Source organism: Brachybacterium sp. AOP42-C2-15 (assembly GCF_052377065.1).
GTDB lineage: Bacteria > Actinomycetota > Actinomycetes > Actinomycetales > Dermabacteraceae > Brachybacterium.
Genome location: NZ_JBQSWK010000001.1, coordinates 224,660 through 250,381, shown reverse-complemented (window position 1 = coordinate 250,381; position 25,722 = coordinate 224,660). Strand labels below are relative to the sequence as shown.

The following is a 25,722-nucleotide window of genomic DNA, read 5'->3' as shown; positions in this document are numbered from 1 at the left end:
GACCCCGCGGCCATCAGGACGCTGGCCCGCAGCAGGGTCGAGCGGCTCGAGGGGGTGCCGTGGCGTCGATGGCGAGGGACGTGCTGGACTCGGCGGGCTGTGCTCATCGGTGGCCCTCCTCGTTCTGGTCCGTCGTGCTCTGGTGCGCTGTGCTCGGGTCTGGATCTGGGGTCGCGTCGGTGCTGGTGCTGGTGTCCGCTCTGCGCGACCAGACCTCCTCGGCGGCGCTGGTGTCGAGCGTGGAGCGGCCGGAGCGGGAGAGCTCCACCGGGTCCTCGGGACCGCGGATGGCCGGTGCCCGGGTCGAGGATCCGGTGCGGCGGGCCCGCGCGACTCCCACGACGACCAGCAGGCCCATCGCGATCACCAGCAGCAGGGTGGTCCAGTTCTCCCAGGAGGGGTTGACCGTCAGGGGGACGTCGACCGGGGAGGTGAGGGCGCGGCCATCCTCCGTGGTGAGCACGGTGGTGAGGGTGACGGTGCCGTTGGCGATCGCCTCCACGTCCACGGCGGCATCGATCTGGCCCCGAGCGGGGATCTCCACCACCTTCGACTCACCGATCTTCACCAGGGGACGGTCGGAGGTGACCTGGATGCGCACCGTGATCGGGGTGTCCAGGTCGTTGCTGATGGTGATCGGGACGCTCACGGCGTCGGAGATGACGTTGTACCCCGAGGCGGGAACCACTTCGATGCGGTCCTGGAGCTGCGCGGCGCGGGCGGAGGCATCCTCGGCGCGGGCTGCCGGGATCTCCGGCTCGCCGCGCCAGCGCATCGAGGTGCCGGCCAGGATCTCGAGCTGGGACGCATCCAGCGGGGAGTCGTCGTCCATCGCCGCGGCTAGCGTGTCGACCTGCTCCCAGGCGGCATCGAGCTCGGTCAGCGCGGCGGGATCCAGCAGCTGAGGCTCCTCTGCCTCCGCCAGCGTGCCCCAGCGCCCGTTGTCGGTGGGCCCGCTGGGGTGCACGTCCTCGGGGGTGATTCGTCCCAGGGCGTACAGCTCCTCGCTCTCGCTGCGCGGGTCCGTGGTCCAGTCCTGGTGATCGGCCGTATCGAGCAGGGTGCTGGTGCGGCCGGACTCGATCCAGGGTGCCTCCGCCAGGGCATCCAGCGCGGCGCTGGCCGCCGCCGGGTCCAGCACCGCATCCGCCGAGGGGGAGATCAGCAGATGTCGGGGTGCGCTGGCGTACTCGGAGGCGATGGTCGCGGTCTCCGCGAGGAGCCGCTGCTGGGTCTGCTCGGCATCGGACCCCTCGGTGAGCAGCGAGAACTCGGCGGAGAGCTCAGGGTCAGGGGTCAGCAGCTGGAGCTGGGCGCCGGGGGTGCGCGCCGATTCGTAGATGCCGACCGAGCTCGGGGTGACGGTGGAGCTCAGGGACTCCCGCAGCGAGCTGGCGGGGATGATGGCGGAGGTCCCGCCCGCGGCGAGCACGGAGTCCAGCTGCTCGGGATCGGCGACGGCGCCGTCCACCGGCAGTGCTGCGGCACGGGGCTCGATCCCGTGCTCCTCCCAGACCTGATCGCCCCGATCATGGACCACCCCGGCGAGGCGTTCGACCCCCGCCCGCTGCAGGCTGACCGGGTCCGCCTGGGCATAGGGCATCGCCAGCACGGTCCGCTCGCCGACGGACTCCTCGAGCAGGGCGGCGAGCTCGGCGGAGCGTGGATCGGGCGCGTATTCACGCACCGGGCCGAGTGGGAGGTCCTCGTCCGCATCGCCCTCGGCCGGCCCGTCGGCATCGCTCTCGAGGGGCATCTGCGGCGGATCCAGCAGCGCCGGATCGAGCCACCAGTCCACGTCCTCGCGCTCTGCGAGGCCCCGCACCGACGCGAGCCGGCCCGCCTCGGAGGACCTCGCGAACGCCTCCGGGTCGCTCACCGCGGCAGAGGCATCCTCCGAGGCGAGCGGCAGCAGCACCGACTGGGTGATGGTGTCGGTGGCGTCCGCGGGCCGCCACACCACGAAGGTGCGCAGGGTGCTCAGCGGCTGCTCCTCCGACGTGACGGTGAGCGAGAGCCGCCGGGTGCCCCAGAAGTAGGGCTCTGCGGAGTAGTCCAGCTCCTCCGCTGCGATCTGCACGGTGAGCAGGGTCTTCTCCCCGGGCGCCAGGTGTGGCTGCGCGGGTGAGCTGGCGAGCACCGTCCCGGAGGTGTCGGGGGAGCTGTTGGACTGCCAGTCGGCCAGGACGGCTCGATCCGTCACCCGAGCGCTGCGCGTGCGCAGATCGAGGGATAGGTCGGACAGCGGCTCGGAGGAGGTGTTGGTCACCTCGACCTGCGCCTCGAGAGTCCCGCCCGGCGCGAGGGAAGTCGGGGTGAGAGAGACGAGATCCATGCTCACGGCAGCATCCGCGCTCGTGCCCGGCGGTGCCGCGGGGGCAGGTGCAGCAGGCGGCGCCGGCGCCGCATGCGCAGCAGGAATCAGGGTCGCCGAGCCGCTCACCAGCACTGATGAGGACATGACCAGTGCCGTCAGCAGCGCCGCGAGCACCGGGCGCACTGACAGCGGGAACGACGGCATGGTGACACTGTAAGCGGCCGCTACCGTAGGGGCCTGCAGGTGCACGACACCTCTACAACGCCACCGCACTGAACAGCACCGCACCGAACCAGGACAGGACCTCCCGTGACCGATCCCGTCGACGAGACCGCCGCGCGCCTCGACACCGCCCGCACCCGGGCGGCCTCCATGTTCCGGGCGCTGCCCGAGGAGATCCACGAGTTGGGACGGCTGTTCGAGGCGGCCGGGCACGAACTCGCCCTGGTGGGTGGTCCGGTGCGGGATGCAGTGCTGGGACGCTCCAGCGCCGACCTGGACTTCACGACCTCCGCCCGGCCCGACGAGACCGAAGCGATCCTGCGCGGATGGACGCGCGAGGGTGCGATCTGGGACATGGGCCGCGACTTCGGCACCCTGGGCGGGGTGCGCGACGGGGTGAAGGTCGAGATCACCACCTATCGCACCGAGTCGTACGACCCGACCAGCCGCAAACCGCAGGTCGAGTACGGCGACAGCCTCGAGGGCGACCTGTCCCGCCGGGACTTCACCGTCAACGCGATGGCGGTGCGGCTCCCCTCGCTCGAGCTGGTGGACCCCTTCGACGGGCTGGGCGACCTCGCCCGCACCCTGCTGCGCACCCCTGTCGCCCCCGCCCAGTCCTTCACCGACGACCCGCTGCGGATGATGCGAGCGGTGCGCTTCGTCTCCCAGCTCGGGTTCCGGATCGAGGACACGACGGCCGACGCGATCGAGCAGCTCGCGGAACGCATCACGATCGTCTCCGCCGAGCGGGTCCGTGAAGAGCTGGTCAAGCTCATGCTGGGCGCCGACCCGCGGGGCGGGCTCGAGCTGCTGACCGTTCTGGGCCTGGCCGCGCACGTGCTGCCGGAGCTGCCCGCACTCCAGCTCGAGGTCGATGAGCACCACCACCACAAGGACGTCTACCAGCACACGCTCACGGTGCTCGACCAGGCGATCGACCTCGAGTCCCCGGCCGGCTCCGGAGGTCCCTGCGAGCGCCCTGACCTGGTGCTCCGCCTGGCCGCGCTGATGCACGACGTGGGCAAGCCCGCCACCCGGCGCTTCGAGGAGGGGGGCGTGGTCACCTTCCGCTTCCACGAGACGGTGGGGGCGAAGATGACCGCGAAGCGGATGCGCGCGCTGACCTTCGACAAGGACACCACCAAGAAGGTCGCCCGCCTGGTGGAGCTGCACCTGCGCTTCCACGGCTATGTCGAGTCGCCATGGACCGACTCCGCCGTGCGCCGCTATGTCACCGACGCCGGCGACCTGCTGCCGCAGCTGCATCGCCTCACCCGCGCCGACGTCACGACCCGCAACCGCCGCAAGGCCCGTTCCCTCGCCCTCGCCTATGACGAGCTCGAGGCGCGCATCGACCACCTCGCCACGCAGGAGGAGATCGGGAAGATCCGTCCTGACCTCGACGGCAACCGGATCATGCAGATCCTGGACCTCCCGCCCGGCCGGGTGGTGGGAGAGGCCTATCAGCACCTGCTCGAACTGCGGATGGAGCACGGTCCGCTGGGCGAGGAGCGCGCCATCGAGGAGCTCCGCGCCTGGTGGGCCGCCCGGCAGGTGTGAGCAGGGCCGCACCGGACGTGCACACCCTGTGTGCTTCGACGCCAGGGAGTTCCGTCGGCCGGGACGTCGTGCTCATACTGGGAGGCCGTGCACCAGCGGTGCGCGCGGAACCGTCCGCCCCCTCGTAGGACCAGGAGCAGTCATGAGCGATTCCCGACGCTCGTCCCGCGGCTCGTCGAAGAACTCGGCGGGCGGTGGTGCACGCCGCGCAGCCGGTGTGCGCCGCGCATCCTCCTCGACGTCTGCAGCGAAGTCCGCGAAGGGCCCTGACGCGAAGCACTCTGCCGCCAAGGGCGCCAGCCGCACCGGCCGCAGCTCCGCCTCCGGGGCGGACGCCAAGGGCAGTTCCCGCACCGCCTCGGCGAAGACCGGCGCAGGCGCGAAGGTCGGCGCAGGCGCCAAGGGCGGCGCAGCGACCCGCCGCACCTCGGTCAACGCGCGCCATGCCGGAACGTCCGCAGCTGCTCCTGCCGCCGCCGGCAAGGGCTCCGCCAAGGGCCGCCCGAAGAAGGCCGCGGCCACGAACTTCCTGAACTATCCGCGAGCCGGGGCGAAGAACCCCTGGCGCTGGATCCCCTCGCTGCGCATGATCGTCGGTGCGATGGCGCTGATGGTGCTGGCCGGGCTCGGCTTCGCCGTCTGGCTGTACAACGACACCGAGGTCCCCGAGCCCTCGGACTTCGCACTGGCCCAGACCTCCCGCGTCTACTTCGCAGACGGTGAGACCGAGATGGGCCAGTTCAGCGAGGTGAACCGCACCGAGCTGCCGGCCGACGAGATCCCGGACAGCATCAAGCAGGCGGTGGTGGCCAGCGAGGACTCGAGCTTCTACGAGAACCGCGGCGTCTCGCCGCGCGGCATCGTGCGCGCCATGGTCAACAACCTCCAGGGCGGCGCCCGCCAGGGCGGCTCGACCATCACCATGCAGTACGTCGAGCGGTACTACACCGGCACCGAGACGTCCTATGTGGGCAAGGCCAAGGAAGCGATCATGGCCCTGAAGATCGACCAGGAGCTGTCCAAGGACGAGATCCTCTCCCGCTATCTCAACACCATCTACTTCGGCCGTGGCGCCTACGGCGTGCAGGAGGCCTCCCAGGCCTATTTCGACAAGGACGCCACCGACCTCACCGAGGCGGAGGCGGCGCTGCTGGTGGCCGTGATCCCCGCCCCGTCGACCTATGACCCCGCGAACGACGTCCAGCAGTCCACGCAGCTGTGGGACCGCGTGATCACCCGGCAGGTGAACGAGGGGCAGATGACCGCCGCGGAGGGTGACGCGCTCACCTTCCCCGAGACCATCGCACCGCGCAACGAGAACTCGCTCGGAGGCACCAACGGCTACCTCCTGGCCCAGGTGCGGGGAGAGCTGATCGAGGCGGGCTTCACCGAGGACGAGATCAACACCGGCGGGTTCACGATCGTCTCCACGATCGATCCGACGATCCAGAACAACACCGTCCAGGCGGTCGAGAACCTGCCGGAGGACCGGCCCGAGAACAACCGCGTCGGCACCGTGACCCTCGACCCGTCGACCGGAGCGATCCGTGGAATGTACGGCGGTCCGGACTACGTCGCCCAGGCGCAGAACGACGCCACCCAGTCACGGATGCAGGCCGGCTCGATCTTCAAGACCTTCACCCTGATCGCCGCGCTCGAGGACGGCTTCCCGCTGGACTCCCGCTGGGACGGCAACTCCCCGAAGGACTTCCCCGATGTCCCCGGCGGCTGGGAGGTCAACAACTTCAACGACGTCGACTACGGCCGGGTGAGCCTGGAGAAGGCCACCGCCAGCTCGATCAACACCGCCTATGCCGAGGCGAACCTCGAGATCGGCCCGCAGCGGACCATGGACACGGCGATCTCGCTGGGCCTGCCCGAGGGCACCCCCGGCCTGAACGCCGAGCCCTCCAACGTGCTGGGCTCCGCCTCGCCGACCGTCGTCGAGATGGCCGAGGTCTACGCGACCATCGCCGCCGGCGGCGTGCACCGGGACGCCTTCATCGTCGAGTCCGTGACCCGGCCCGACGGCTCCTCGCGCTACCAGCACGAGGCCACGGACACCCAGGCGATGGACGAGGAGGTGGCGATCAACGCGACCGTCGCCCTGCAGGGCCCGCCGAAGGTGGGTTCCGCACGATCGCTGCTGGACACCATGGACGGTCGCCCGGTCGCGGGCAAGACCGGCACCTCGGAGAGCTTCCGCTCCGCCTGGTTCGTGGGCTTCACCCCGCAGCTGGTGACCGCGGTGGGCATGTTCCAGCCCGGCCAGGACGGCTCCGAGGAGTCCCTCACCCCCTTCGGCGGCGCCCGCAGCATGACCGGCGGCACCTTCCCCACCGACATCTGGGGCGACATCATGGCGCCCTCGCTCGAGGGCCAGGAGATGCTCGACTTCGCCGAAGAGGTCACGCTGGACAACGAGACCCGTGAGCGGAGCTACACGCCGCCGCCCCCTCCGCCCACCACCGAGGCGCCGGAACCCTCCGAGGAGCCCTCTGAGGAGCCCAGCGAGGAGCCGTCCGAGGAGCCTTCGGAGGAGCCGAGCGAGGAACCCTCCGAGGAGCCCAGCGAGGAGCCGTCCGAGGAACCCAGCGAGAAGCCGGCGGATCCGACCACCAAGCCCGGCAACGGCGGCGAGAACACGCAGCCCACCGAGGAGCCCACCAGCGAGACGGAGGGCGGCGCGGACACCAGCGCCGGACGCGTCGAGGGCGACGGCGACGAGAGTCCGCCGGAGGACTGAACCGCCGGTTCAGTCGCTGCTGCCTCCGCTGCCACGCTGCCGCTGCCGACCGCTCGGCTCGTGACCCCGTGGCGGTGCTCCGCGTAGCCTCCTCGCACATTTAGCGAGGAGGAGACATGCTCACCATCGATGTGGTTCCCGGTGTCCACCTGATCGAGTACGCGCACGTCAACTGCTATCTCATCGAAGGGCAGTCCGGGCTCACCCTCGTGGACTCGGGCCTGCCCGGCGTCTGGCACGAGCTCGGCGCCGCTCTGCGGACGCTCGGCCATCGCCCCGAGGATCTGCGGGCTCTCGTGCTCACCCACGCGCACTTCGACCATGTCGGCACCTCGCGACGGCTCGTGCAGCGCCTCGGAGTGCCCGTCCACCTGCATCCGCAGGATGCCGACCTGGCCGCCCACCCGTACCGTTACGCGCACGAGAATCCCCGATCCCTGTACCCGCTGCGGCATCCGCGGGCCCTGCCGGTGCTGGGATCGATGCTCCTCGCCGGAGCGGCCAAGGTCCGGGGGATCGACCGCACGGTGCCGCTGATGACCGGCTCCGAACTCGATGTGTGGGGGATGACGAACGGCGTCGCCGCGGCGCTCGCTATGACCGGACTCCTCGAGGGGAAGGCCCCTACCTGGCATCCCGCCCTGCAGGAGGGGTCAGGTCTCAGAGCCCTGGCCTCCGGGGCGGCGATGGGCGCGAACGTCGCAGCCCAGCTCGCCGGGGGCTGGGCACAGGCTGAGCTGCACGAGCTGCCGTCGTCCCCTCCGCCTGAGGGCACCGGGTCAGTGGGCCGCAGCGAGGGCCGACCGGTCGCGATCTCGACCGTCGAGGGAAGGACCTGCGCGCTCTCCGCGGTGTGCCCTCACCTCGGCGGCGTGCTGCGCTGGAATGACGCGGAGCGCTCCTGGGACTGCCCGCTGCACGGCTCGCGCTTCGCAGGGGTCCCGGTGGGCCGCACCTTCGGCACCGCCGCGTCGGTCGAGTTCGACGCACTGCTGCTCGCGGGCAACCCGCTGACCGCGCCGGATTCCCGCCCCTCGGTCGATCCGAAGGCCGGGGCCCCGGGTTCCGGAGAGGTGGAGCCCCGGGTCGGCAAGCTGATCGACGAGTGCTGGCGCCATGCCAAGGCGATCGGCGCCTGGGGTCCCGGGCGCGAGGCGCTCGAGGCGCGCACCGCTCCCGGTGGTGCGGGGCTCGTCCTCGGCGACGACGGGCATGCCGTGCTCGGTGAGATCACGGCGCTCATGGAGTCGCACCGGGTCTGGGAGCGGTTCCCCGCCGTGCTCTGAGCGCGCGGGCCTCAGGCGGCGGTGTCGGCTCCCGCATCGGCGTCGGCCCCGGTGTCCGCACCGGCCCGGCGCCGCCGCCATGCTGCGATGCCGGCCAGGATCGCCGCGACGGCCAGGAACGGCAGCCCGAGCCGCCACACCGCCCACTCGACCTGCGTCATCAGCAACAGGCACGAGGCCAGGCCGCCGATCGGCAGCACGAGAGGGGTCCGGAAGTGGCGATGCTCGAGACGGTCACGGCGCAGCACCAGCACGGCCGCATTCACCGAGAGGAAGACGACCAGCAGGAGCAGCACCATGGTGCCGGCGAGCACGTCGATGGTCCCGGTCAGCGCGAGCACGATCGACAGGGCGGTGGTCGCGAGGATCGCCACCCACGGCGTGCGCCGCGCCGGCAGGAGCCGGGTGAGGACCCTGGGCAGCAGGCCGTCGGACGCCATCCCGTAGGCCAGGCGCGAGGACATGATCCCGGTCAGCAGCGCGCCGTTGGCGACAGCGATCAGCGCGATCACGCTGAACACGACGGGTGGGACGATCCCCGCAGCCTCGACCACCAGGGCGAGCGGCGCCGAGGACCCGGCGAGCTCCTCGGTGGGCACCACCGCCGCGGCGACCACGCCGATCAGGGCGTAGACGATGCCGGTGACGATCAGCGCCCCGAACAGGGCCCTCGGGTAGGAGCGGGCCGGGTCCTTCGTCTCCTCGGCGATGTTCACGCTGGTCTCGAAGCCGACGTAGGAGTAGAAGGCGAGCACGGTACCGGCCAGCACCGCGGCGACCGGGCCGTTCTCGGGGGTGCCGAGCTCCGTCAGCCGCCCCAGGTCTCCCTCACCGCGACCGATCACGATCGCGCCCAGCACGATCACCATCAGCAGCCCGCCCACCTCGATCACGGTGGCGACCCGGTTCGCGCCGAGCGATTCGGAGATGCCGCGGGTGTTCAGCGCCGCCAGCAGGCCGAGGAAGACGATCACCACCAGGAAGGTCGGCAGGCTCACGAACGCCCCGAGGTAGTCCCCGGCGAAGCCCAGGGCCAGAGCACCCACCGAGACCACTCCCGCCGAGAGCATGCAGAAGCCCACCAGGAAGCCGGCGAAAGGTCCGAACGCACGGTTCGCGTAATGGGACGAGCCGCCGGCCCTGGGGTACTTGGTCGCCAGCTCCGCATAGGACCCGGCGGTCAGCAGCGCCAGCAGCAGTGCGACCACCAGCGGCACCCACAGCGCACCGCCCGCGATCCCGGCGATCTCCCCGGCCAGGACGTACACGCCCGCGCCGAGCACATCCCCGAGGATGAACAGGAACAGACCCGTCGTGGTCACGGTGCGGCGCAGCGTGGTGCGTTCGTCGGTGCTGGTCATGGGCTCAGGTTAGAGGGCAGGAGCCGACGGGACCGGACCGATCGGTCGCCGCCGGGCTGCTCGGGTGGCACCATCGAGCCATGCGATGCGAACAGTGCAGCAGGAAGATCCGCGGCAAGGCGTACACCTCGATCACCGGTCGGAAGCTCTGCGATCGCTGTGGGACGCGGCTGCAGGGTCGCACCGCCGGGGTGGTCGCCGGCGGCGGGATCGCCGGCGGGATCAGCACCGGGGGCTGGTATGCCCGGGTCAGGAAGGCGATGGGTCGTCCGCCACGCAGCTGATCCGCGCTCCACCCGTGGGAACCGCGCTCTACCCGTGATGCGTCGTTGTGATGCGCCGCGCACCCATCGGCCTCCTCTGGCCGATGGTCCAGCGCGCAGGTAGGCTGGGCCGGTCCGTGACGTGCATCGCCGATGCTCTAGCGGGCGGCATGAACCCTCCTGCCACGGAGAGACCGTGGCCGCAGAGACCACAGGAGGTGGGTACAAGAACATGCGTAAGTACGAAATGGTCGTCATCCTCGACCCGTCCGTCGACGAACGGACCGTCACCACAACTTTCGAGAAGCTCGTCCAGGTCGTTCCGACCGAAGGCGGCACCATCGACAACGTCGACGTCTGGGGCAAGCGGAAGTTCGCCTACGAGATCGACAAGAAGTCCGAGGGCATCTACATCGTCCTGAACTTCACCGCCAAGGCATCGACCGCCCAGGAGCTGGATCGTCAGCTCGGGCTCAACGAGTCGATCATGCGCACCAAGGTCATGCGTCTCGACGACAAGGTCAAGGCCCCGCGCGACGACGCCAAGTGACCTGCGGTCGCTGACCCCCGCACCACCCCACCCCATCCTGGAGCAGAGGAGCCCCCATGGCGAATGACACCGTCATCACGGTGATCGGCAACCTGACCGCCGACCCCGAGCTGCGTTTCACGCAGTCCGGCGTTGCGGTCGCGTCGTTCACCATCGCGTCCACCCCCCGCACCTTCGACCGTCAGTCGAACGAGTGGAAGGACGGCGAGGCGCTGTTCATGCGCTGCTCCATCTGGCGCGACGCCGCGGAGAACGTGGCGGAATCGCTCGAGAAGGGCTCCCGCGTCGTCGCGCAGGGGCGTCTCAAGCAGCGCTCCTTCACCGACCGTGAGGGCAACAACCGCACCAGCATCGAGCTGGACGTCGACGAGATCGGTCCCTCCCTCAAGTACGCCACCGCGAAGGCCACCAAGGTCCAGCGCGGCGGCGGCGGCGGAGGCGGCCGTGGCGGCTTCGGCGGCGGCGCCCCGCAGGGCGGTGGCCAGGGTGGCTACGGTGGGAACCAGGGTGGTCAGGGCGGCTACAGCAACGCGCCGCAGGGTGCGCCGCAGGGCGCCCCGGCAGCCGACCCCTGGGCCGGCGGCGGCAACCAGGGCGGGTACGACGACCCTCCCTTCTGATCGCCTCGGCGATCGACGCAACACACTGATCCATTCCATCCCGGGTGCATGCCCGGGCTCCCCTCAGAAAGAAGGAGCACCACGATGGCCAAGCCCTCACTTCGTCCCCCGAAGAAGAAGCAGAACCCGCTGAAGGCCGCGGGAGTCGAGACCGTCGACTACAAGGACGCTGCGCTGCTGCGCAAGTTCGTCTCCGACCGCGGAAAGATCCGCGCCCGCCGAGTCACCGGCGTGTCCGTCCAGGAGCAGCGCAAGATCGCGCGGGCCGTGAAGAACGCCCGCGAGATCGCTCTCCTGCCGTACTCGACCTCCGGTCGCTGAGCGAGGAAGGGAAACACATGACCACCAAGCTCATCCTCACCAACGAGGTCTCGGGTCTCGGCGCCGCCGGCGATATCGTCGACGTCAAGGACGGCTACGCCCGGAACTTCCTCATGCCCCGCGGTCTCGCGACCCCGTGGACCAAGGGCGGTCAGCGTCAGCTCGACCAGATCCGTGCGGCACGCGGCAAGCGTGCGATCGCCAGCATCGAAGAGGCGCAGGCACTGAAGGCCTCGCTCGAGTCGAAGCCCGTCGTCATCGCCGAGCGCGCCGGCCAGAACGGCCGTCTCTTCGGTGCGGTCTCCTCCAAGGAGGTCGCCGAGGGCGTCAAGGCGATCTTCGACAAGGACATCGACCGTCGCACGGTCGAGTTCGTGGCCCCGATCCGCTCGCTCGGCGAGCACAGGGCAACCGTCCGTCTCCACGAGGACATCTTCGCGAACCTGCTCGTGCAGGTCATCGCGGCGAAGGGCGCTGCAGCCCAGGCCTGATCAGCCCCTCGGCCCTCGGGCCGGCCAGAAGCGTCCCGCACCAGCGATGGTGCGGGGCGCTTCTTTGCATCGACCCTGATGGGGTACGTTCTGCGGGGGACTTGAGCAGCCCGGGACGCCGCACCGCACGAGCAGCAGGGGGACGCATGCGCACGACCCGACGACCATTCTCGGTTCTCGCCGCCGCCGGTGCCGCAGCACTCGCCCTCGCACTGTCCGGCTGCAGCGGCGGAGGGGACGACGAGGACTCAGCGACTCCTGCGCAGACCACGGCAGCGGCTGCACCGACAGGAGCCGCGACGACGGAGGGGACGGCGACCACCGAAGGCGAGGGTCGTTCGGAGGGATACGTCCCGGTCGGTGAGTTCCCGGTGCTGAGCCTCGCGCCGATGGCCACCGACGACTCCCCCGGGAGCGACGTCGCACCGGACCGCCTCGCCGAGATCGCCGCCGGAGTCGCGGGCGTGGAACCGGCGGACGTCACCTGCGAGGACACCCTCAAGGGCGGTAGCAGCAGCCCGGTGGACTGCACCGTCACCTCCACCCAGGACCCGGTCACGGCCTACCCGGTGCTCAGCGGAGTCTCCGGCCAGGAGGACCACTCCCTGGTGGTCGCCGGCCAGCTCGCCCAGGTCCAGGCCGAGATGGTGATGGACACCGAGGTCAGCGTCCACTACGGCCCGACCGCGCTGTTCTTCGACGACCCGGCGCTGCTCGAGCAGGAGGGACTCGTCGAACGGGTCCAGGCCGAGCTCGAGAGCCTCGGCCTGAGCGATACGCTCGAGACCTGCGAAGGCATCGTCGGCGAGAGCACCGGCCACACCGGGGTGCGCTGCACCGGCACCCAGGACGCCAGCCCGGCACCCTTCGAGGCCCAGCTCTACCCCACGCTCTCCGCGAGCGGCGACCCCGTGACCTTCGCCCTGATCCATCGACCTATGCAGTGAGAGCGCTGCAGTGAGAACTCTGCAGTGCGAGCGCTGCAGTCAGAGAGAGGCCCCCATGTTCGGCAGCAGGCAGCAGCAGAAGCAGATCGAGACGCTCCAGGCACGGGTCCGCGACCTCGAGGGACTCGTGGACGAGCTCGCCGCGCGCGCTGGCGTGAGCAGTGCAGAGCTGCGCGAGCTGGAGAGCGGCGTCGGCCCCCGCATGCCTGAGGAGTGCGTGCGCCTGGTCGCCGAGGGTCGGACCATCCAGGCCATCAAGGCGTATCGCGAGCACACCGGCGCGGGTCTCAAGGAGGCCAAGGAGGCGATCGACCGTTACCGCGGGGCGTGAGCTCCCCGCAATGATGTGAATCGGATCGGCCGGGCGTGAGGGCGCGACTCGCGGGGGCTACGCTCGAGCGGTGACTTCTCCACCCCGTGACACCGTGTCCACGCCTCACGGCTCGCTCGCCCGCTCCCTGGGGCATGGCCAGATGGCCATGATCGCCATGGGCTCCGCGCTCGGCACCGGCCTGTTCCTCGGTTCCGGCGAAGCGATCGGCATCGCCGGCCCTGCGGTGATCATCTCCTTCGCGCTCGGCTCCCTGATCGCCGCCACCGTCGCGCTGGCGATGGGGGAGATGGCCTCCCGCCATCCCGTGCGCGGCGGCTTCGGCACCCTCGCGGCCCACTACCTCTCCCCGTTCTGGGGCTATCTCACCCGGTGGCTGTACTGGATCGTCACGGTGTGCGTGACCGGGGCGGAGCTGGTGGCCTGCGCCGCCTACCTCGCCTACTGGGTGCCGGCGATCCCGATCTGGGCCGGGATCCTGCTGTTCGCCGCGCTGATCATCGCGATCAACCTCATCAGCGTCGGCTCCTTCGGCATCGTGGAGTTCTTCCTGTCCTCCATCAAGGTGATCGCCGTCTTCGTCTTCATCCTGGTCGGTGCGGTGCTGGTGCTCTTCGGCCTGCCGGACACCCCCGCACCCGGGCTCGCCCAGCTCACGGCCGACGGAGGCTTCGCCCCGAACGGCTGGGCGCCGGTGTGGATCGCGCTGTCAGTCGTGATGTTCTCCTTCGGTGGCATCGAGCTGCTGTCGATCACTGCCGCTGAAGCCAAGGACCCGGCCCGTTCCATCCGGACCGCCGCGCGCACCACCGTGGTCCGACTGTCCTTCTTCTATGTGTTCTGCATCGCGATCGTGCTGTGCCTGGTGCCGTGGCGCACCGCCGCCGGCACCGGCGAGGACGTCGCCACCTCCCCTTTCGTGATGGTCTTCGACCAGCTCGGCATCCCCGGCGCCGCCCACATCACCAACCTGCTGGTGCTCATCGCTGCTCTGTCGGCGGCCAATGCGAATCTCTACGCCGGCAGCCGGATGATCCACTCCCTGGCCGTGGATCGCCTGGCACCCCGCTTCGCCGCCCGCACCACGAAGCACCGGGTTCCCGTGGTCGGCATCGCCCTGAGCTCGGTGGGCCTGCTCGGTGCGGCTCTGCTGAACCTCAGCGGCGTGGGCGGCGTCTTCGGTTACATGATGAGCCTGGTCGTGTTCGCCGTGATCCTGGTCTGGGCGCTCATCCTGTGCACCTTCATCGCCTACCGGCGGCGGCACGTCACCGGCGCCACCTTCCACATGCCGGGCGGGATCGGGAGCGCGATCGTCGGCCTGGTGGGACTCGCGGCGGTCTTCGCGACCATCACGGTGCGGCCGAGCATGCAGATCGCCGCGATGGTGGGCGTCCCCGCGGTGCTCGCGGCGACGGTGCTCTACATCGCTGTGGCCCGCCGTCGCATCGACCCGGCGGACATCGAGGAGGCCTTCGCCGAGGCGGAATCGATGCGCTGAGCCGAGCTCACACCTGCCGGGACGTGGCGTTCGTTACTGTGCGGGGCGTCGGCTTGGGCTGAAGGTACTGCAGGGGTAACCTAGTGGAATCTTCGGTCTTGGTGACTAGAGTCCCGGTGCCGAAGGAATGCGCAAGTGGCGGAATTGGTAGACGCGCACGGTTCAGGTCCGTGTGCCGGAAACGGCGTGGGGGTTCAAGTCCCCCCTTGCGCACCGCAGGAATTACCCCGGTTCATCGAGATGAACCGGGGTTCTTCATGTCCGCGTCGGTCAGGAATCCAGCCTGCCGGCGCGCTCCACGGCATGGACGATGGCCTCCACCGCGGTGGCCTGGGGGATGCGACTGGTGTTGATCATGAGGTCGTAATGCACCGGCTCTCGCGGATCCCAGCCATAGAGTGAGGTGGACATGTCGGTGCGCACCTTGTCCTCCTGCCGGCGGCGCTTCTCCGCCTGCTGCAGGGAGATCCCCGCCAGCTCTGCCGCCCGCGCCACGCGGCTCTCGGCAGCATCGGTGAGCAGGACGTGCAGGGTGCGGGGCCGGTTGGCGAGGATCTTGGTCGCGTTGCGGCCGACGATGACGCCGCCCTCTTCGCCGTAGCGGCGCACTGTGGCGTTGTTGTCGTCGATGAGCTCGCGCTTATCGCGCTGTGCGTCGACGTACTCCATCCCGTCCCCGCCGCCGAAGGCGCCGCCCATCGCTGCGAGCACCTGCGAGAGGTTGACCCGGCTCTGGATCGTCTGCGCGGTGGCGGACTGGTCCTGCGGTGCGCCCTCCGCCTCGATGTCCTCCGAGCTGAATGCCTGCGCGTGATACGGAAGTCCCAGCCGCTCGGCGACGGCGCGACCGACCGCATCCGCACCCGAGCCGTACTCCTCCCAGATCGTCACCACCGGCCGACGTGAACCATCGGGACCTGGAGTGCTGGACGGATCGGATGCGTGCGGGCTCACGGAGACCTCCGTCAGAGGTGTCGTTCACATCATACGGTGGATATGGCAGAGGAGGCCTCAATTGTCAGGACAGAAGAACTCGGGTGGGCGCTACGATCGAGCGGGGTCCGGCCTTTCGATCGTGCAGGGCCCGGCGTCGGTCGCGCAGACCAGGATCCCTGTGCGGCTGATCTGGCGTGACCGCAGTCCAGCATCGGCGGGAGACGAGGACGACGGGCAGAAGGTGCGGCGAGGACGGGGCATCATGGCCACATGAGTCCTGACGCCCACTCCACTGCCGCTGAGTTCTCCCTCGTGGGCCACGGCGGCACCCTCGCGGGCCGTGCCTGGACCCGCCCCGCCCCACGCTGGGTTGCCGTGCTCTCTCACGGCTACGGCGAGCACACGGGCCGTTATGACTGGGTCGCTGCCCAGCTGCAGGCGGCGGGCGCTGCGGTCTATGCCGCCGACCACCTCGGCCATGGCCGCAGCGATGGCCAGAGGGTGCTGATCAGCGACTACGCGCCGGTGGTCGACGATCTCGACCTAGTGGTCCAGCATGCCGCCTCCCAGCATCCCGGAATGCCGGTCGTGCTGATCGGCCACTCCATGGGCGGGATGATCGCCGCCCGCTACACCCAGCTGCACTCGGACTCCCTTGCGGCGACCGTACTCTCCGGCCCGGTGCTCGGCTCCTGGGCCACCGTGGACGAGTTGCTCGCGCTCGACGAGATCCCGTCGACGCCGATCGACCCCGGCACGCTGTCCCGTGACCCTGCCGTGGGCGAGGCCTACGTCGCAGACCCGCTGGTGTGGCACGGCGACTTCGCCCGGCCCACCCTTGAGGGCCTGCAGCAGGCGATGGCCACGATCGACGAGGTCGGCAGCGTGGGCGAGCATCCGCTGCTTTACCGGCACGGCGAGGCGGACCGTCTGGTGTCCCTCCCCGCCAGCTGGGAGGGGCTGAACTCGTTGCGGGGCCCGCAGACCTTCGTGAAGACCTACCCCGGTGCCCAGCACGAGATCTTCCACGAGACCAATCGCGATGAGGTGATCGCGGACGTGATCGGCTTCGTGGAGGGTGTGGTCACGCTGCCGGCGTGATCGCCACGATCACGACCCGGTCGCCACGAGCGCCACGCCCGGGACGATGTATGACGACTCCCTGTGGGGAGAGGAAAGAGGAGTAGAGGGATGTCTGTGCGACGACTCGGCCCGTCCAGGAAACGCCGCCCCGATCGGGCCCGTGCGCACGCGGACGGGCGTACCCAGCACAGCGGCGATGCGGCGCCAACGACCCGCTACGTCGCCGGAGGCCTCCCCAGCCGCCAGCCCGACGGGGACTCGATAGCCGATGCCCTGGCATTCTCGCGCGCGGCCCCGGACCGGATGGTGATGTTCTTCTATCCGCGGCCAGACCGCGAGCAGGTGATGGAGCTCGGCGATTCCTGGGACCTGCACCCCCTGCTGCTCGAGGACCTGCTCAACGCGCATCAGCGTCCGAAGCTCGAGCGGTACGGCGACGTCCTGTTCCTGGTGGTGCGCTCGGCCCGCTACGTAGATGCCGAGGAGGAGGTCGACTTCGCGGAGTTCCATCTGCTGCTGCGACCCGGCGCTGTGGCGGTGCTGTGCCAGGACGGGACCTGGATCGACGGCACCCCGGGCCCGCAGCTGGACGACGAGCATCCGCTGACCTCGACCCGTCGGGAGCGCACGGTGCTCGAGGATGTCAATCTCCTGGAGCTTGGCCCGGAGGCCGTGCTCTACCGGGTGCTCGATACGATCGTCGACGGCTACGACCCCGTGCTGAAGGGTCTCCGGGTCGACCAGGAGCAGATCGAGCGGCAGGTGTTCAGCGGCGATGCCGCGGTCGCCGAGCGGATCTATCGTCTTAGCCAGGAGGTCATCGACATGCAGCAGGTGATCTCCTCGTTGCGCGACGTGATCGACGATCTCCAGGCCGGCTTCGGGAAGTACGAGATCCGCGGCGAGCTGCAGGCCTACCTCGACGACGTCGGCGACCACCTGGCGCGGTCCGCATCGCGCGTGCGGGACCTGCGTGATGCCCTCTCCCAGATCCTTGACGTCAACGCGACCCTGGTCGCGCAGCGCCAGAACGAGGACATGAAGAAGATCTCCGGCTGGGCCGCCATCCTCTTCGCTCCCACGCTGATCGGTGCCATCTACGGCATGAACTTCGACGACATGCCCGAGCTGCACTGGGCGTACGGCTATCCGATGGCGATCGGGATGATGATCGCCCTCGGCGTGCTGCTCTTCGTGATCTTCAAGCGCAGCAAGTGGATGTGAGCAGGTTTCACTCGCAAGGAGCTGATCATCCGTGTGACCTGCTCGTGTGATGCACCGGTACGTGACGCGGACATCTCCACGTGCGGCAGCCCCGGCTGACTCTGCGGGGCCTCAGATGAACTCGAGCGGATCGAACTCGTCGATGTTGATGATCCGCACCCGAGGCAGCCGGCTCGTGAACGCGGCGACGTCGTACTCGAGGTCGTGGAACTCGATCCCCGGGATGTCCTGGAGATCTGCTGCCATGAACTCGCGGAAACCGACGAGTGCGGTGCGCCGCCCGGCCGTCGCGGCCAGGTTCTCCATCTGGGGGACGAAGTCCTTGTCGTGGCTGACCAGCATGACGTCCGCCGGACGGGCCAGCAGCGCCTCCGCAGTGCGCTGGATCGCGATGTCCACGACCTTGCCCTCACCGCGCAGCGGGACGGGCTTGTAGCCCATGGCGATCAGCGCCTGGACGAAGCCGGAGGGCAGGCTGTCCTCCACGGCCAGGAAGAAGAGGCCCTTCACCTCCTGCTGCCACGACATCTCCGCATGGTGGAGCAGCTTGTTCCATCGCGGACGCTCGTCGGGCTGGGGGCGTCGGCCGAGGACCGAGACCCCGAGCGTGGCGTCGATGTTCTCGCCGTCCACCAGGAGGTACGTGGTGCGTTCTTCCGTCATAGGTCGACCTTACGCCGTCCTGGACGGCCCGTAGACCTGGGGGCGTGGTGCGAGCGGTGGTGTGTGGGGCGGAGGCGCGGGGGCGACTCCATCGAGGAGCCTGAACGCGGGCAGCTGACCACGGCCTGACAACGGGACGGCCGGCGATGATCCCTTGGTGGGTCTGCGCACGGATCCACTGCCGTGAGGCTGGTGAACGAGATGCTCGCGGCATCACCACTATTGATCCTCCACAGGTGTGGCTTATCCACATTCTCCGGCGTTGTCTTGACTCGTGGAGATGAGGTGTGCACAGAGCCTTTCTCGGGTGCCGCCCGCGGCATTATCTGTGCTGAGAATTGCGCACTTTCTGCTGGTCATGTCGTGCCTGTCCGGGGTGCGAAAGTGAAGCTCCCGGAACAGGGGCAATGGGTCGCCGGTGACCTTGACTCAGGCGACCGTTCCTCCACACGGGTGGTTTTTCCACAACTTTATCCCCATTTGCTGATGACGCTTGGGTAGGTGGGCGATGACGAATAGTCTTGACGAAGAGCACGGGTGCTCGCTCCCAATGTATGGGTGCTTCCTCCCGGCGAATTCGTGAAGGTCTCGAGTATGGGAGGGGGTGAGCTCGGTGGGTGAGTTCGAGGACCATGAGCGGTTCGAGCGTGATGCGGAGGATGTGCTCCCCTCCCAGCACGCGCTGCCCCCTGAAGGGGCGCCTGCGCCCGAGGGCGCGCCTCCGCCCGACGCTGCGGCGGAGCTGCCGGAGTGGTCGGTGCGGGCGCGACGGGTGCTGGATGAGAAGTACCTCCTGGAGGAGGTCGAGCAGGGGAGCCTCGAGGCGGGGCGGGTGCTGGCCCTGCATCGCACGCTGCGGACCCGGGCGAGCCTGTATGCCCATCACCTCCGCCAGCTCGCGACGTTCTTCCGGGAGGACCCTGAGGTCCGCGGGGCGCTGGAGGACGCGGATATGACAGCGCTGAAGGTCGCCGCCGGGCTGCGCTGCACGTACTTCCAGGCGTGGGCGAAGGTGCGCGACGCACATGCCGCCGTCGAGTGGATGCCATCGACCTTCACGTACCTGCGGCGCGGAGATCTGCCGGAGGACTGGCACCACTATCTGCTTCGCCGAGTTCGTCAGCTGACCGAGGAGCAGGCACGTGAGGTGGATGCACATATGGCGGCGGTGGAGCTGCCATCGATCTCGCAGGACACCTACGAGAGGCAGGTCCGGCTCGCGGTCAAGCTCGCGACCGCAGGAGACCTGCCTACCCCGCCCGTGATGGCGCGCGACGTGGAGATCGTGGACATCAACACCGAGAAGGGAACGGCATCGTTGCTGGTGACGGGCCCGATTCTAGAGATCAAGGCGCTTGCGCACCGGCTCGACGTCGCATCCCGGACCGTGCAGAAGGCACAGCGGGCTGCGCTGGAGGCGGGAGAGGAGGGCCCGCTGCCCTTCGACATCGACCGTGACCTGGCCGAACGCGGCGCGGCGATGTCGTTGCGGACCCTGCGGTACGCGATCCTGACCCACTCGATCCTGGACCTCGACACAGTGGAAGAGACCTCGACGCCGTACAAGCTGCTCGTCACGGTCCCGGCGACAACGCTGATGGGCGTTGATGAAGCACCGGCGATGCTGGACGGCATGACCCCGATCCCGGCGGAGCTCGCGCGAGAGCTCGCGGCAGGGGAGAGCACCTGGCAGCGGATCCTCACGGATCCGATCACGGGAGCGTACCTCCCCGTCACCGCCACGACGTATCAGCCGACCGCACAGATGCGGCTCCTGCTGAGGCTGCGCCACCCCATATGCGCGGTCCCTGGTTGCAGTCGGCCGACGGCGATGGCGGCGGAGGACGACCACATCATCGAATACGACCACGACCACCCTGATCAGGGCGGGCAGACCTCGCTGTGGAATCTGCATCGACTGTGCTGGCAGCACCACCAGATGAAGACCGCAGGACGGATCGACCCCGAACGAGACCCGGCCGACGACCCCGGACAGGGTGACGGCACCACCACTGCCGGGGCGTTGGAGACGACATGGATGATCGACCGGGAGATCCGTGCGCGCGCCCGAGAGGACACCGACCTCCTGACCCCGCACACCGTCATGGCGATGCAGCGCGCCTCGCAAGCACACCAGCGCGTCCACGATGAGGCGGTCCGCCTCCATGCTGAGGAGAAGGCCCGCCCCCGCGCGGAGAGGGCTGCGGAGCAGCGCGCCGCAGCCTTCGCGACGGCACACCCCGGCCGAGGAGGGCGCCGGATCATCCCACCCGGCGCCACCCGCGACGAGACCGAACCGCCGTTCTGATCCGACCCCGGGGCCAGCTCGAAGGGCGAGAGCGCCACGCTCGCAGAGAACTCCTGGCGGACCTGACATCGATGTGAGGGACCCCCTCGCACTGCGCCCCGCGGTACGAGCAGGGGTCTCACAGGGGTGGCATGTCCCTCCCCGTGCCCACCTCAGACGAGCGAGATCTCCCGTCCCGCCGCTGCTGACTCGTAGATCGCCTCCAGGATGCGCACGATCTCGACCCCGTGCCACGCCGGGGCGATCGACTCCGCACGGCCCAGCGAAGCATCCACGAAGTTCTGGATCTCGTTGGCGAAGCCAGTGCCGAGCTCGAAGGTGCGCGAGGCGATCTGCGGCTCGATGTTCACCACCGAGTCATGCATCTCGGTAGCGATATGGAGCGCGGGCTCGAGCACCGCGCCGCCCTTCTCGCCGTATACCGAGACATCGATCGAGTCCTTGGTGGCATGCAACGAGTACGAGCAGTCCAGCAGCAACGAGGCGCCGTTCTCGAAACGGATCACCGCATTGGCGAGATCCTCGACGGTGTTCCTGCTGGGGTCGTAGTCCGCGACCTTGTAGCGGGGCATCGTGGTGACGTTCCCGCGGCTGCCCAGCTTGTCGTAGGTGTTGCCGCTGACCGAGACCACCTTGGGGCTGCCCATCAGGTACCAGCAGAGGTCGAGCACATGGATGCCGATGTCCAGCAGCGGGCCGCCGCCGGAGATCTCCTTGTCCGCGAACCAGCCTCCGGGATTGCCCACCCGGCGAATGCAGCTGGCCTTGGCGTAGTAGATCTCACCCAGCTCCTCCGCGTCGATGAACGACTTCAGCACCTGGCAGTTCGGGGAATGGCGGCGCACGAAACCGACCTGCACCACCCGGTCGCTCGCCTCGACCGCCTGCTGGATCTGCTCGGCCTCCGCGAGGGTGCGGGCGATCGGCTTCTCCACCAGCACATGCTTACCCGCCTCGATGGCGGCGATCGCCCAGGAGGCGTGCGAGTTGTTCCAGGTGCAGATGGAGACGCCGTCGATCTCGGGGTCGGCGAGCAGCTCCTGCGGATCGGCGTACGCACGTCGGGCGCCGAACTCATCGGCCACGGACTGCGCCCGCTCGAGATTCATGTCAGCGACCGCGATCAGCTCGACATCGGGATTCTTCGAATACGCGGTGAGGTGGCACTGGGCGATGCTGCCGGCGCCGATGACGCCGACTCGGAACTTTGACATGGAGATCTCTTTCGTGACAGGTGGGCTGGACAGCACAGGGGTCGGGCAGTGGGTGCAGGTGGTCAGGCGAACAGGCTCTTGGCGTAGGCGATCCCGCGCTCGCAGCCGAGCAGGCAGTCCTCCCAGCCCTCGAACTCGATCGCGGCGAAGCCCGCGAAGTCGGACTCCTCGATCGCTCGGGCGACCGCGCGCAGGTCGACGTCGCCGTTGCCGACCACCGCTCCTCGCAGGTGCTTCCCGCCGCGGCTGCGGAACCAGCCGGCGCCTGGAGCGGCGTCGGCCGGGCGGAGATAGAAGTCCTTGAAGTGCACGACCATCGCGTACGGGAGGTTCTGGGCGACCGAGACCTCGGGCATCTCGTCCACGCACACGAAGTTGCCGACGTCCAAGGTGGTCAGGAAGTTCGGCTCGTCGACCGCGTGGATGATCCGACGCACCCGCTCCGCGGACTGCACGAAGAAGCCGTGGTTCTCGAGGCTGGTGGTGATGCCCTTCGTCGCGGCGTACTGGGCGATCTGCTTGCAGGCGGCGACGATCGTGGGTAGGACCTGCTCGAACAGGGGTGTGTCGTCACCCTCGTGACCGGTGTGGGGCACCACGTCATGGCGCATCCGGGTGATCCCGAGCAGCTCGGCGAGATCCACATACTTCTTCACCCGCTCGATCTGCGCCTCCAGGATGGAGGGATCGTCGGAGGAGAGGTCCGCGCCGACGGCGAGGTTGGTCAGCGGCACCCCGGCAGCCTCTGCGGCGGCTCGGATCTGTGCCACGTACGCGCGGTCGGAGGCGATGTTCGGAATCGGCGAGCTCGGATCGTCGCCGAGGACGGCGAGCTCGAGATGCTCGCCCTCGCTCGCGGCGACCCACTCGATGACCTGCGGGAGTGTCATCTCTCCGGTGGAGAGCTTGGAGTGGAAGCTGTAGGAGCTGAAGCCGAAGGTGATGTCGGAGGTCATGCGGATCCTTCGCAGTCGAGGGAGGGCGGGGGAGGTCGGGCTCTGGTCGAGTCAGGTCGAGTCAGGTCGAGTCGGGGCGAGGCGGGTCAGGCGCGGGCGTCCAGCAGGCGGGGCCAGGGCGCGGGAACGTCGGGGATCCCGAAGATCTGAGCGGAGCCATGGGAGAAGGCGAGGCCGAGGGCGCCCACCAGGGCGCCGTCGGTGGTCAGCCGCGCGGCGACCACTTCGGTGGGCTGCCCGGTCATCAGCAGCTCGTCCAGCGCGCGTCGCAGCGGGTCGAGCAGGGTGTCGCCGGCGCGGGAGAGGCCGCCTCCGATGACCACCCGTGCGGGGTCGAGCGTCAGCAGCACGGTGGCGAGGCGTGGCGCGATCTGGGTGCAGAACTCCTGGATCTCACGCTGTGCGGCGGCGTCACCATGGGCGGCCCGGTCCAGCAGGGGTTCGGCCTCGTCGCCGGTGGACCATCGCAGGCGCCCACGCTGCGAGCTCTCTGTCCAGCGCATTCCCCGCTGGCTGCCGAGCTCACCGGCGAGTCGGTGTGCGCCCTGCAGGATCCGCCCCTCGAGGATCGCCGCGACCGAGATCCGGTTGCCGAGCTGCACGAACAGCATGCTGTCCGTCTCCGCGCCGAGGTGATGTTCGGCGAATGCCGCGAGCTTGATGTCGTTCTCCACCGCCACCGGGCAGCCGAGACGCCGCCCGAGCTCTCCGGAGAGATCCAGGCCCACGAGGTCGGGCGCGGCGAGGCTCTGGGTGATCCGACCGTCGGGGCCGAGGATGCCCGGGGCGGCGATGCCGAGGGCACCGGGCATGTGCCCGGTCTCGCGAACCGCTCGTTCGAGTGCGTCGAACGGATCGGGGTCGTTCAGAGGGACGACGGCGCGAGTGAGGACCTGACCGGCGGCGTCGGCGACCAGGCAGCGCACCGTGCGAGCGCCGATGTCCAGGGCCGCGATGGTCGAGACCGAAGGTTCGAAGGAGAAGTGACGAGCTGGGCGCCCCGCCGCGCCCGAGGCGGCGACCGGGGCGGGGATGGCGGCACCGGCGGCCCCGAGGTCCTGCAGCACGGCATCGACGGTGGGGCGGGAGAGCCCGGTGGCGGCGGCGATCTCGGCGACGGTGAGCGCGCGGCCCGCCTCCCGCAGGACGAGCAGGCAGTCGCGGGCATTGGATCGGCGCACTGCTGAGGCTGTGGTCATCGAACGGTCCGCCCTCGTGATCGCTTGTCCGGGGACGGTTTGGTAACCCGGTTGCACAATGTGCTCCCAGTGTGACGGCTCCGGGGAGCGGGCGTCAACCTCCGGCGGTGGTCGAGCGGGTGGGAGGATCGAGGGATGGAGATCCCCCTGGAGCAGTCCTATGCCGCCGCGGTCCCCGAGCTCTCGGTCCCCTGGCGCGCAGAGGCGCCCCCTCACCCCGAGCTGGTGTGGTTGAACGAGGAGCTGGCGCGCGAGCTCGGATACTCCCCGGCCTGGCTGCGCGGGGAGGAGGGCCTCTCGCTGCTCACCGGGCAGATCGACGGCACCACGGCGCAGGCCTATGCCGGGCACCAGTTCGGCAGCCCGAATCCCCAGCTGGGAGATGGCCGGGCGGTGCTGCTTGGCGACCTCGTGGACACCGGGGGCCACCGCCGCGACCTGCATCTCAAAGGCGCCGGACGCACACCCTTCGCACGTGGCGGCGATGGGAAGGCGCCGCTGGGCCCGATGCTCCGCGAGGCCGTCATCGGTGAATGGCTCCACGCCCTCGGGATCCCCACCACCCGGGCGCTCGCAGTCCTCAGCACCGGGGAGCAGATCGCGCCGCGACAAGGGGTGACGCCGGAGCCGGGCGCGCTGCTGGTGCGGGTCGCCGCCAGCCATCTGCGCGTGGGGACCTTCGAGTACGCCACCTGGCACCTGGATCCCGAGGCGCGGGAACGCCTCGTGGAATACACGATCCAGCGGCACCATCCCCAGGCCGACGGGCCGCTCGGACTGCTCGAGGCGGTCGTTCGATCGCAGGCGGAGCTGGTGGCGCAGTGGATGCTGGCCGGCTTCGTGCACGGAGTGATGAACACCGACAACATGGCGCTCTCCGGCGAGGGCATCGACTACGGGCCCTGCGCCGTGCTCGATGTCCACCGCCGCGGCGCCGTGTTCAGCTCGATCGACCGCGGCGGCCGCTACGCCTACGGGAACCAGCCTGGGATCGCGCTGTGGAACCTCTCCCGTTTCGCCGAGACCCTGGTGCCGCTGCTCGACGCGGATCCGAACCAGGCGATCGAACAGGCCACCGCGGTGCTCGAGCGGTATGAGGGGTGGTACCTGGAGGCCCATGGGCGCGGACTCGCGGCGAAGCTCGGGATTCCGCGGGGCGAGCAGACCGAGCAGGCTGGAGTGGGAACCGCGGAGGTGGAGGAGCTCGGTGCAGCGCTGTTCGACCTGCTCGAGGAGCAGGAGGTGGACCACACGGGGTTCTTCCGGGCGCTCGGCGAGGGCTCCGCAGCAGCCCTGTTCAAGGATCCGGCGCCGTTCGAGCGCTGGGATGCGCGCCTGCGCGGCCTGCGGGGCGACGGACCGCCGGCCGAGACCGCCCGCAGGAACATGGCCCACGTGAATCCCGCGATCGTCCCTCGGAACGTGCACCTCGACGCCGCCCTGCGCGCCGCGCACCTCGGGGATGTTCAGCCGGTGCGGACGATGCTGGACGCGGTCGGCCGCCCGTTCGAGCGACGGGCGGAGCACGCGCATCTCGAGGAGGCCGGTGACGGCGGAGAGCACTTCCTGACGTTCTGCGGGACCTGAACCCGCCCGCCCCGGTTCCCGCGCGTCCGATCG

At 69.5% G+C, this 25,722-nt stretch carries 22 protein-coding genes and 1 tRNA gene; 16 read left to right on the top strand and 7 right to left on the bottom strand.

Annotated elements, in window-relative coordinates:
* Positions 1-103 precede the first annotated feature (103 nt).
* Complete coding sequence (locus tag ACT3SQ_RS01180; protein WP_441444888.1) at positions 104-2,521, bottom strand: DUF6049 family protein; 2,418 nt, start codon at positions 2,519-2,521, stop codon at positions 104-106.
* Positions 2,522-2,626: 105 nt separating this feature from the next.
* On the opposite strand from ACT3SQ_RS01180, the gene ACT3SQ_RS01175 reads away from it, so the two are divergent.
* The 3 genes from ACT3SQ_RS01175 to ACT3SQ_RS01165 all read left to right on the top strand — a co-directional run bounded on the left by ACT3SQ_RS01175 (position 2,627) and on the right by ACT3SQ_RS01165 (position 8,134).
* Positions 2,627-4,102 carry a CCA tRNA nucleotidyltransferase gene (locus ACT3SQ_RS01175; RefSeq protein ID WP_441444887.1) on the top strand — a complete coding sequence of 492 codons (1,476 nt, stop codon included), beginning with the start codon at positions 2,627-2,629 and terminating at the stop codon, positions 4,100-4,102.
* 142 nt (positions 4,103-4,244) lie between these two features.
* A complete protein-coding gene (locus tag ACT3SQ_RS01170) occupies positions 4,245-6,848 on the top strand; it encodes a transglycosylase domain-containing protein (RefSeq protein ID WP_442332316.1) in 2,604 nt (867 codons plus the stop codon).
* Positions 6,849-6,964: 116 nt separating this feature from the next.
* On the top strand, positions 6,965-8,134 hold the full coding sequence (locus tag ACT3SQ_RS01165; protein WP_444600768.1) for an MBL fold metallo-hydrolase: 1,170 nt from the start codon (positions 6,965-6,967) through the stop codon (positions 8,132-8,134).
* 11 nt (positions 8,135-8,145) lie between these two features.
* Here the strand turns inward: ACT3SQ_RS01165 and ACT3SQ_RS01160 are convergent, their stop codons facing one another.
* Entirely contained in the window at positions 8,146-9,495 is a 1,350-nt protein-coding gene (locus ACT3SQ_RS01160) for an APC family permease (RefSeq protein ID WP_442332320.1), read from the bottom strand.
* A gap of 80 nt (positions 9,496-9,575) precedes the next feature.
* On the opposite strand from ACT3SQ_RS01160, the gene ACT3SQ_RS01155 reads away from it, so the two are divergent.
* The 9 genes from ACT3SQ_RS01155 (at position 9,576) to ACT3SQ_RS01115 (ending at position 14,732) form a co-directional block, all read left to right on the top strand.
* Positions 9,576-9,779 (top strand): hypothetical protein, encoded by a 204-nt coding sequence (locus tag ACT3SQ_RS01155; protein ID WP_441444883.1) that lies wholly within the window; start codon positions 9,576-9,578, stop codon positions 9,777-9,779.
* Positions 9,780-9,990: 211 nt separating this feature from the next.
* Positions 9,991-10,308: a 30S ribosomal protein S6 gene (gene rpsF, locus ACT3SQ_RS01150; protein ID WP_441444882.1), complete on the top strand. Its 318-nt coding sequence runs from the start codon at positions 9,991-9,993 to the stop codon at positions 10,306-10,308.
* A 56-nt stretch (positions 10,309-10,364) separates the two neighbouring features.
* Positions 10,365-10,928: a single-stranded DNA-binding protein gene (locus ACT3SQ_RS01145; RefSeq protein ID WP_441444881.1), complete on the top strand. Its 564-nt coding sequence runs from the start codon at positions 10,365-10,367 to the stop codon at positions 10,926-10,928.
* 84 nt (positions 10,929-11,012) lie between these two features.
* Positions 11,013-11,249, top strand: coding sequence for a 30S ribosomal protein S18 (rpsR, locus tag ACT3SQ_RS01140; protein WP_441444880.1), 237 nt, complete (start codon positions 11,013-11,015; stop codon positions 11,247-11,249).
* Positions 11,250-11,266: 17 nt separating this feature from the next.
* Positions 11,267-11,740: a 50S ribosomal protein L9 gene (gene rplI, locus ACT3SQ_RS01135; RefSeq protein ID WP_441444879.1), complete on the top strand. Its 474-nt coding sequence runs from the start codon at positions 11,267-11,269 to the stop codon at positions 11,738-11,740.
* Between the two features lie 146 nt (positions 11,741-11,886).
* Entirely contained in the window at positions 11,887-12,687 is an 801-nt protein-coding gene (locus ACT3SQ_RS01130) for a hypothetical protein (protein WP_441444878.1), read from the top strand.
* A 55-nt stretch (positions 12,688-12,742) separates the two neighbouring features.
* Positions 12,743-13,018 carry a hypothetical protein gene (locus ACT3SQ_RS01125; RefSeq protein ID WP_441444877.1) on the top strand — a complete coding sequence of 92 codons (276 nt, stop codon included), beginning with the start codon at positions 12,743-12,745 and terminating at the stop codon, positions 13,016-13,018.
* Between the two features lie 70 nt (positions 13,019-13,088).
* The gene (locus ACT3SQ_RS01120; protein WP_442332822.1) at positions 13,089-14,519 is read left to right on the top strand and encodes an amino acid permease; all 1,431 of its coding nucleotides are present in this window, start codon (positions 13,089-13,091) and stop codon (positions 14,517-14,519) included.
* A 129-nt stretch (positions 14,520-14,648) separates the two neighbouring features.
* A tRNA-Leu gene (locus tag ACT3SQ_RS01115) sits at positions 14,649-14,732 on the top strand.
* Between the two features lie 57 nt (positions 14,733-14,789).
* On the opposite strand, the gene ACT3SQ_RS01110 is transcribed toward ACT3SQ_RS01115, so the two are convergent.
* A complete protein-coding gene (locus ACT3SQ_RS01110) occupies positions 14,790-15,473 on the bottom strand; it encodes an AAA family ATPase (RefSeq protein WP_444502067.1) in 684 nt (227 codons plus the stop codon).
* Positions 15,474-15,725: 252 nt separating this feature from the next.
* On the opposite strand from ACT3SQ_RS01110, the gene ACT3SQ_RS01105 reads away from it, so the two are divergent.
* A complete protein-coding gene (locus tag ACT3SQ_RS01105; protein WP_444598843.1) occupies positions 15,726-16,556 on the top strand; it encodes an alpha/beta fold hydrolase in 831 nt (276 codons plus the stop codon).
* A 90-nt stretch (positions 16,557-16,646) separates the two neighbouring features.
* On the top strand, positions 16,647-17,762 hold the full coding sequence (locus tag ACT3SQ_RS01100) for a magnesium and cobalt transport protein CorA (protein WP_444598842.1): 1,116 nt from the start codon (positions 16,647-16,649) through the stop codon (positions 17,760-17,762).
* Positions 17,763-17,873: 111 nt separating this feature from the next.
* Here the strand turns inward: ACT3SQ_RS01100 and ACT3SQ_RS01095 are convergent, their stop codons facing one another.
* On the bottom strand, positions 17,874-18,425 hold the full coding sequence (locus ACT3SQ_RS01095) for an NYN domain-containing protein (protein ID WP_441444873.1): 552 nt from the start codon (positions 18,423-18,425) through the stop codon (positions 17,874-17,876).
* A gap of 604 nt (positions 18,426-19,029) precedes the next feature.
* Between ACT3SQ_RS01095 and ACT3SQ_RS01090 the strand changes: the two genes are divergently transcribed.
* Positions 19,030-20,733 (top strand): HNH endonuclease signature motif containing protein, encoded by a 1,704-nt coding sequence (locus ACT3SQ_RS01090; protein WP_444600767.1) that lies wholly within the window; start codon positions 19,030-19,032, stop codon positions 20,731-20,733.
* Positions 20,734-20,885: 152 nt separating this feature from the next.
* Here the strand turns inward: ACT3SQ_RS01090 and ACT3SQ_RS01085 are convergent, their stop codons facing one another.
* From ACT3SQ_RS01085 to ACT3SQ_RS01075, 3 genes are all read right to left on the bottom strand, one after another.
* A complete protein-coding gene (locus ACT3SQ_RS01085) occupies positions 20,886-21,947 on the bottom strand; it encodes a Gfo/Idh/MocA family protein (protein WP_442332352.1) in 1,062 nt (353 codons plus the stop codon).
* A 62-nt stretch (positions 21,948-22,009) separates the two neighbouring features.
* Entirely contained in the window at positions 22,010-22,903 is an 894-nt protein-coding gene (locus tag ACT3SQ_RS01080; RefSeq protein WP_441446190.1) for a sugar phosphate isomerase/epimerase family protein, read from the bottom strand.
* An 86-nt stretch (positions 22,904-22,989) separates the two neighbouring features.
* Positions 22,990-24,102 (bottom strand): ROK family protein, encoded by a 1,113-nt coding sequence (locus ACT3SQ_RS01075; RefSeq protein ID WP_441446191.1) that lies wholly within the window; start codon positions 24,100-24,102, stop codon positions 22,990-22,992.
* Positions 24,103-24,237: 135 nt separating this feature from the next.
* Between ACT3SQ_RS01075 and ACT3SQ_RS01070 the strand changes: the two genes are divergently transcribed.
* Positions 24,238-25,689, top strand: a complete 1,452-nt coding sequence (locus ACT3SQ_RS01070) for a protein adenylyltransferase SelO (RefSeq protein WP_442332351.1) — start codon at positions 24,238-24,240, stop codon at positions 25,687-25,689.
* The last annotated feature ends 33 nt before the right edge of the window (positions 25,690-25,722 follow it).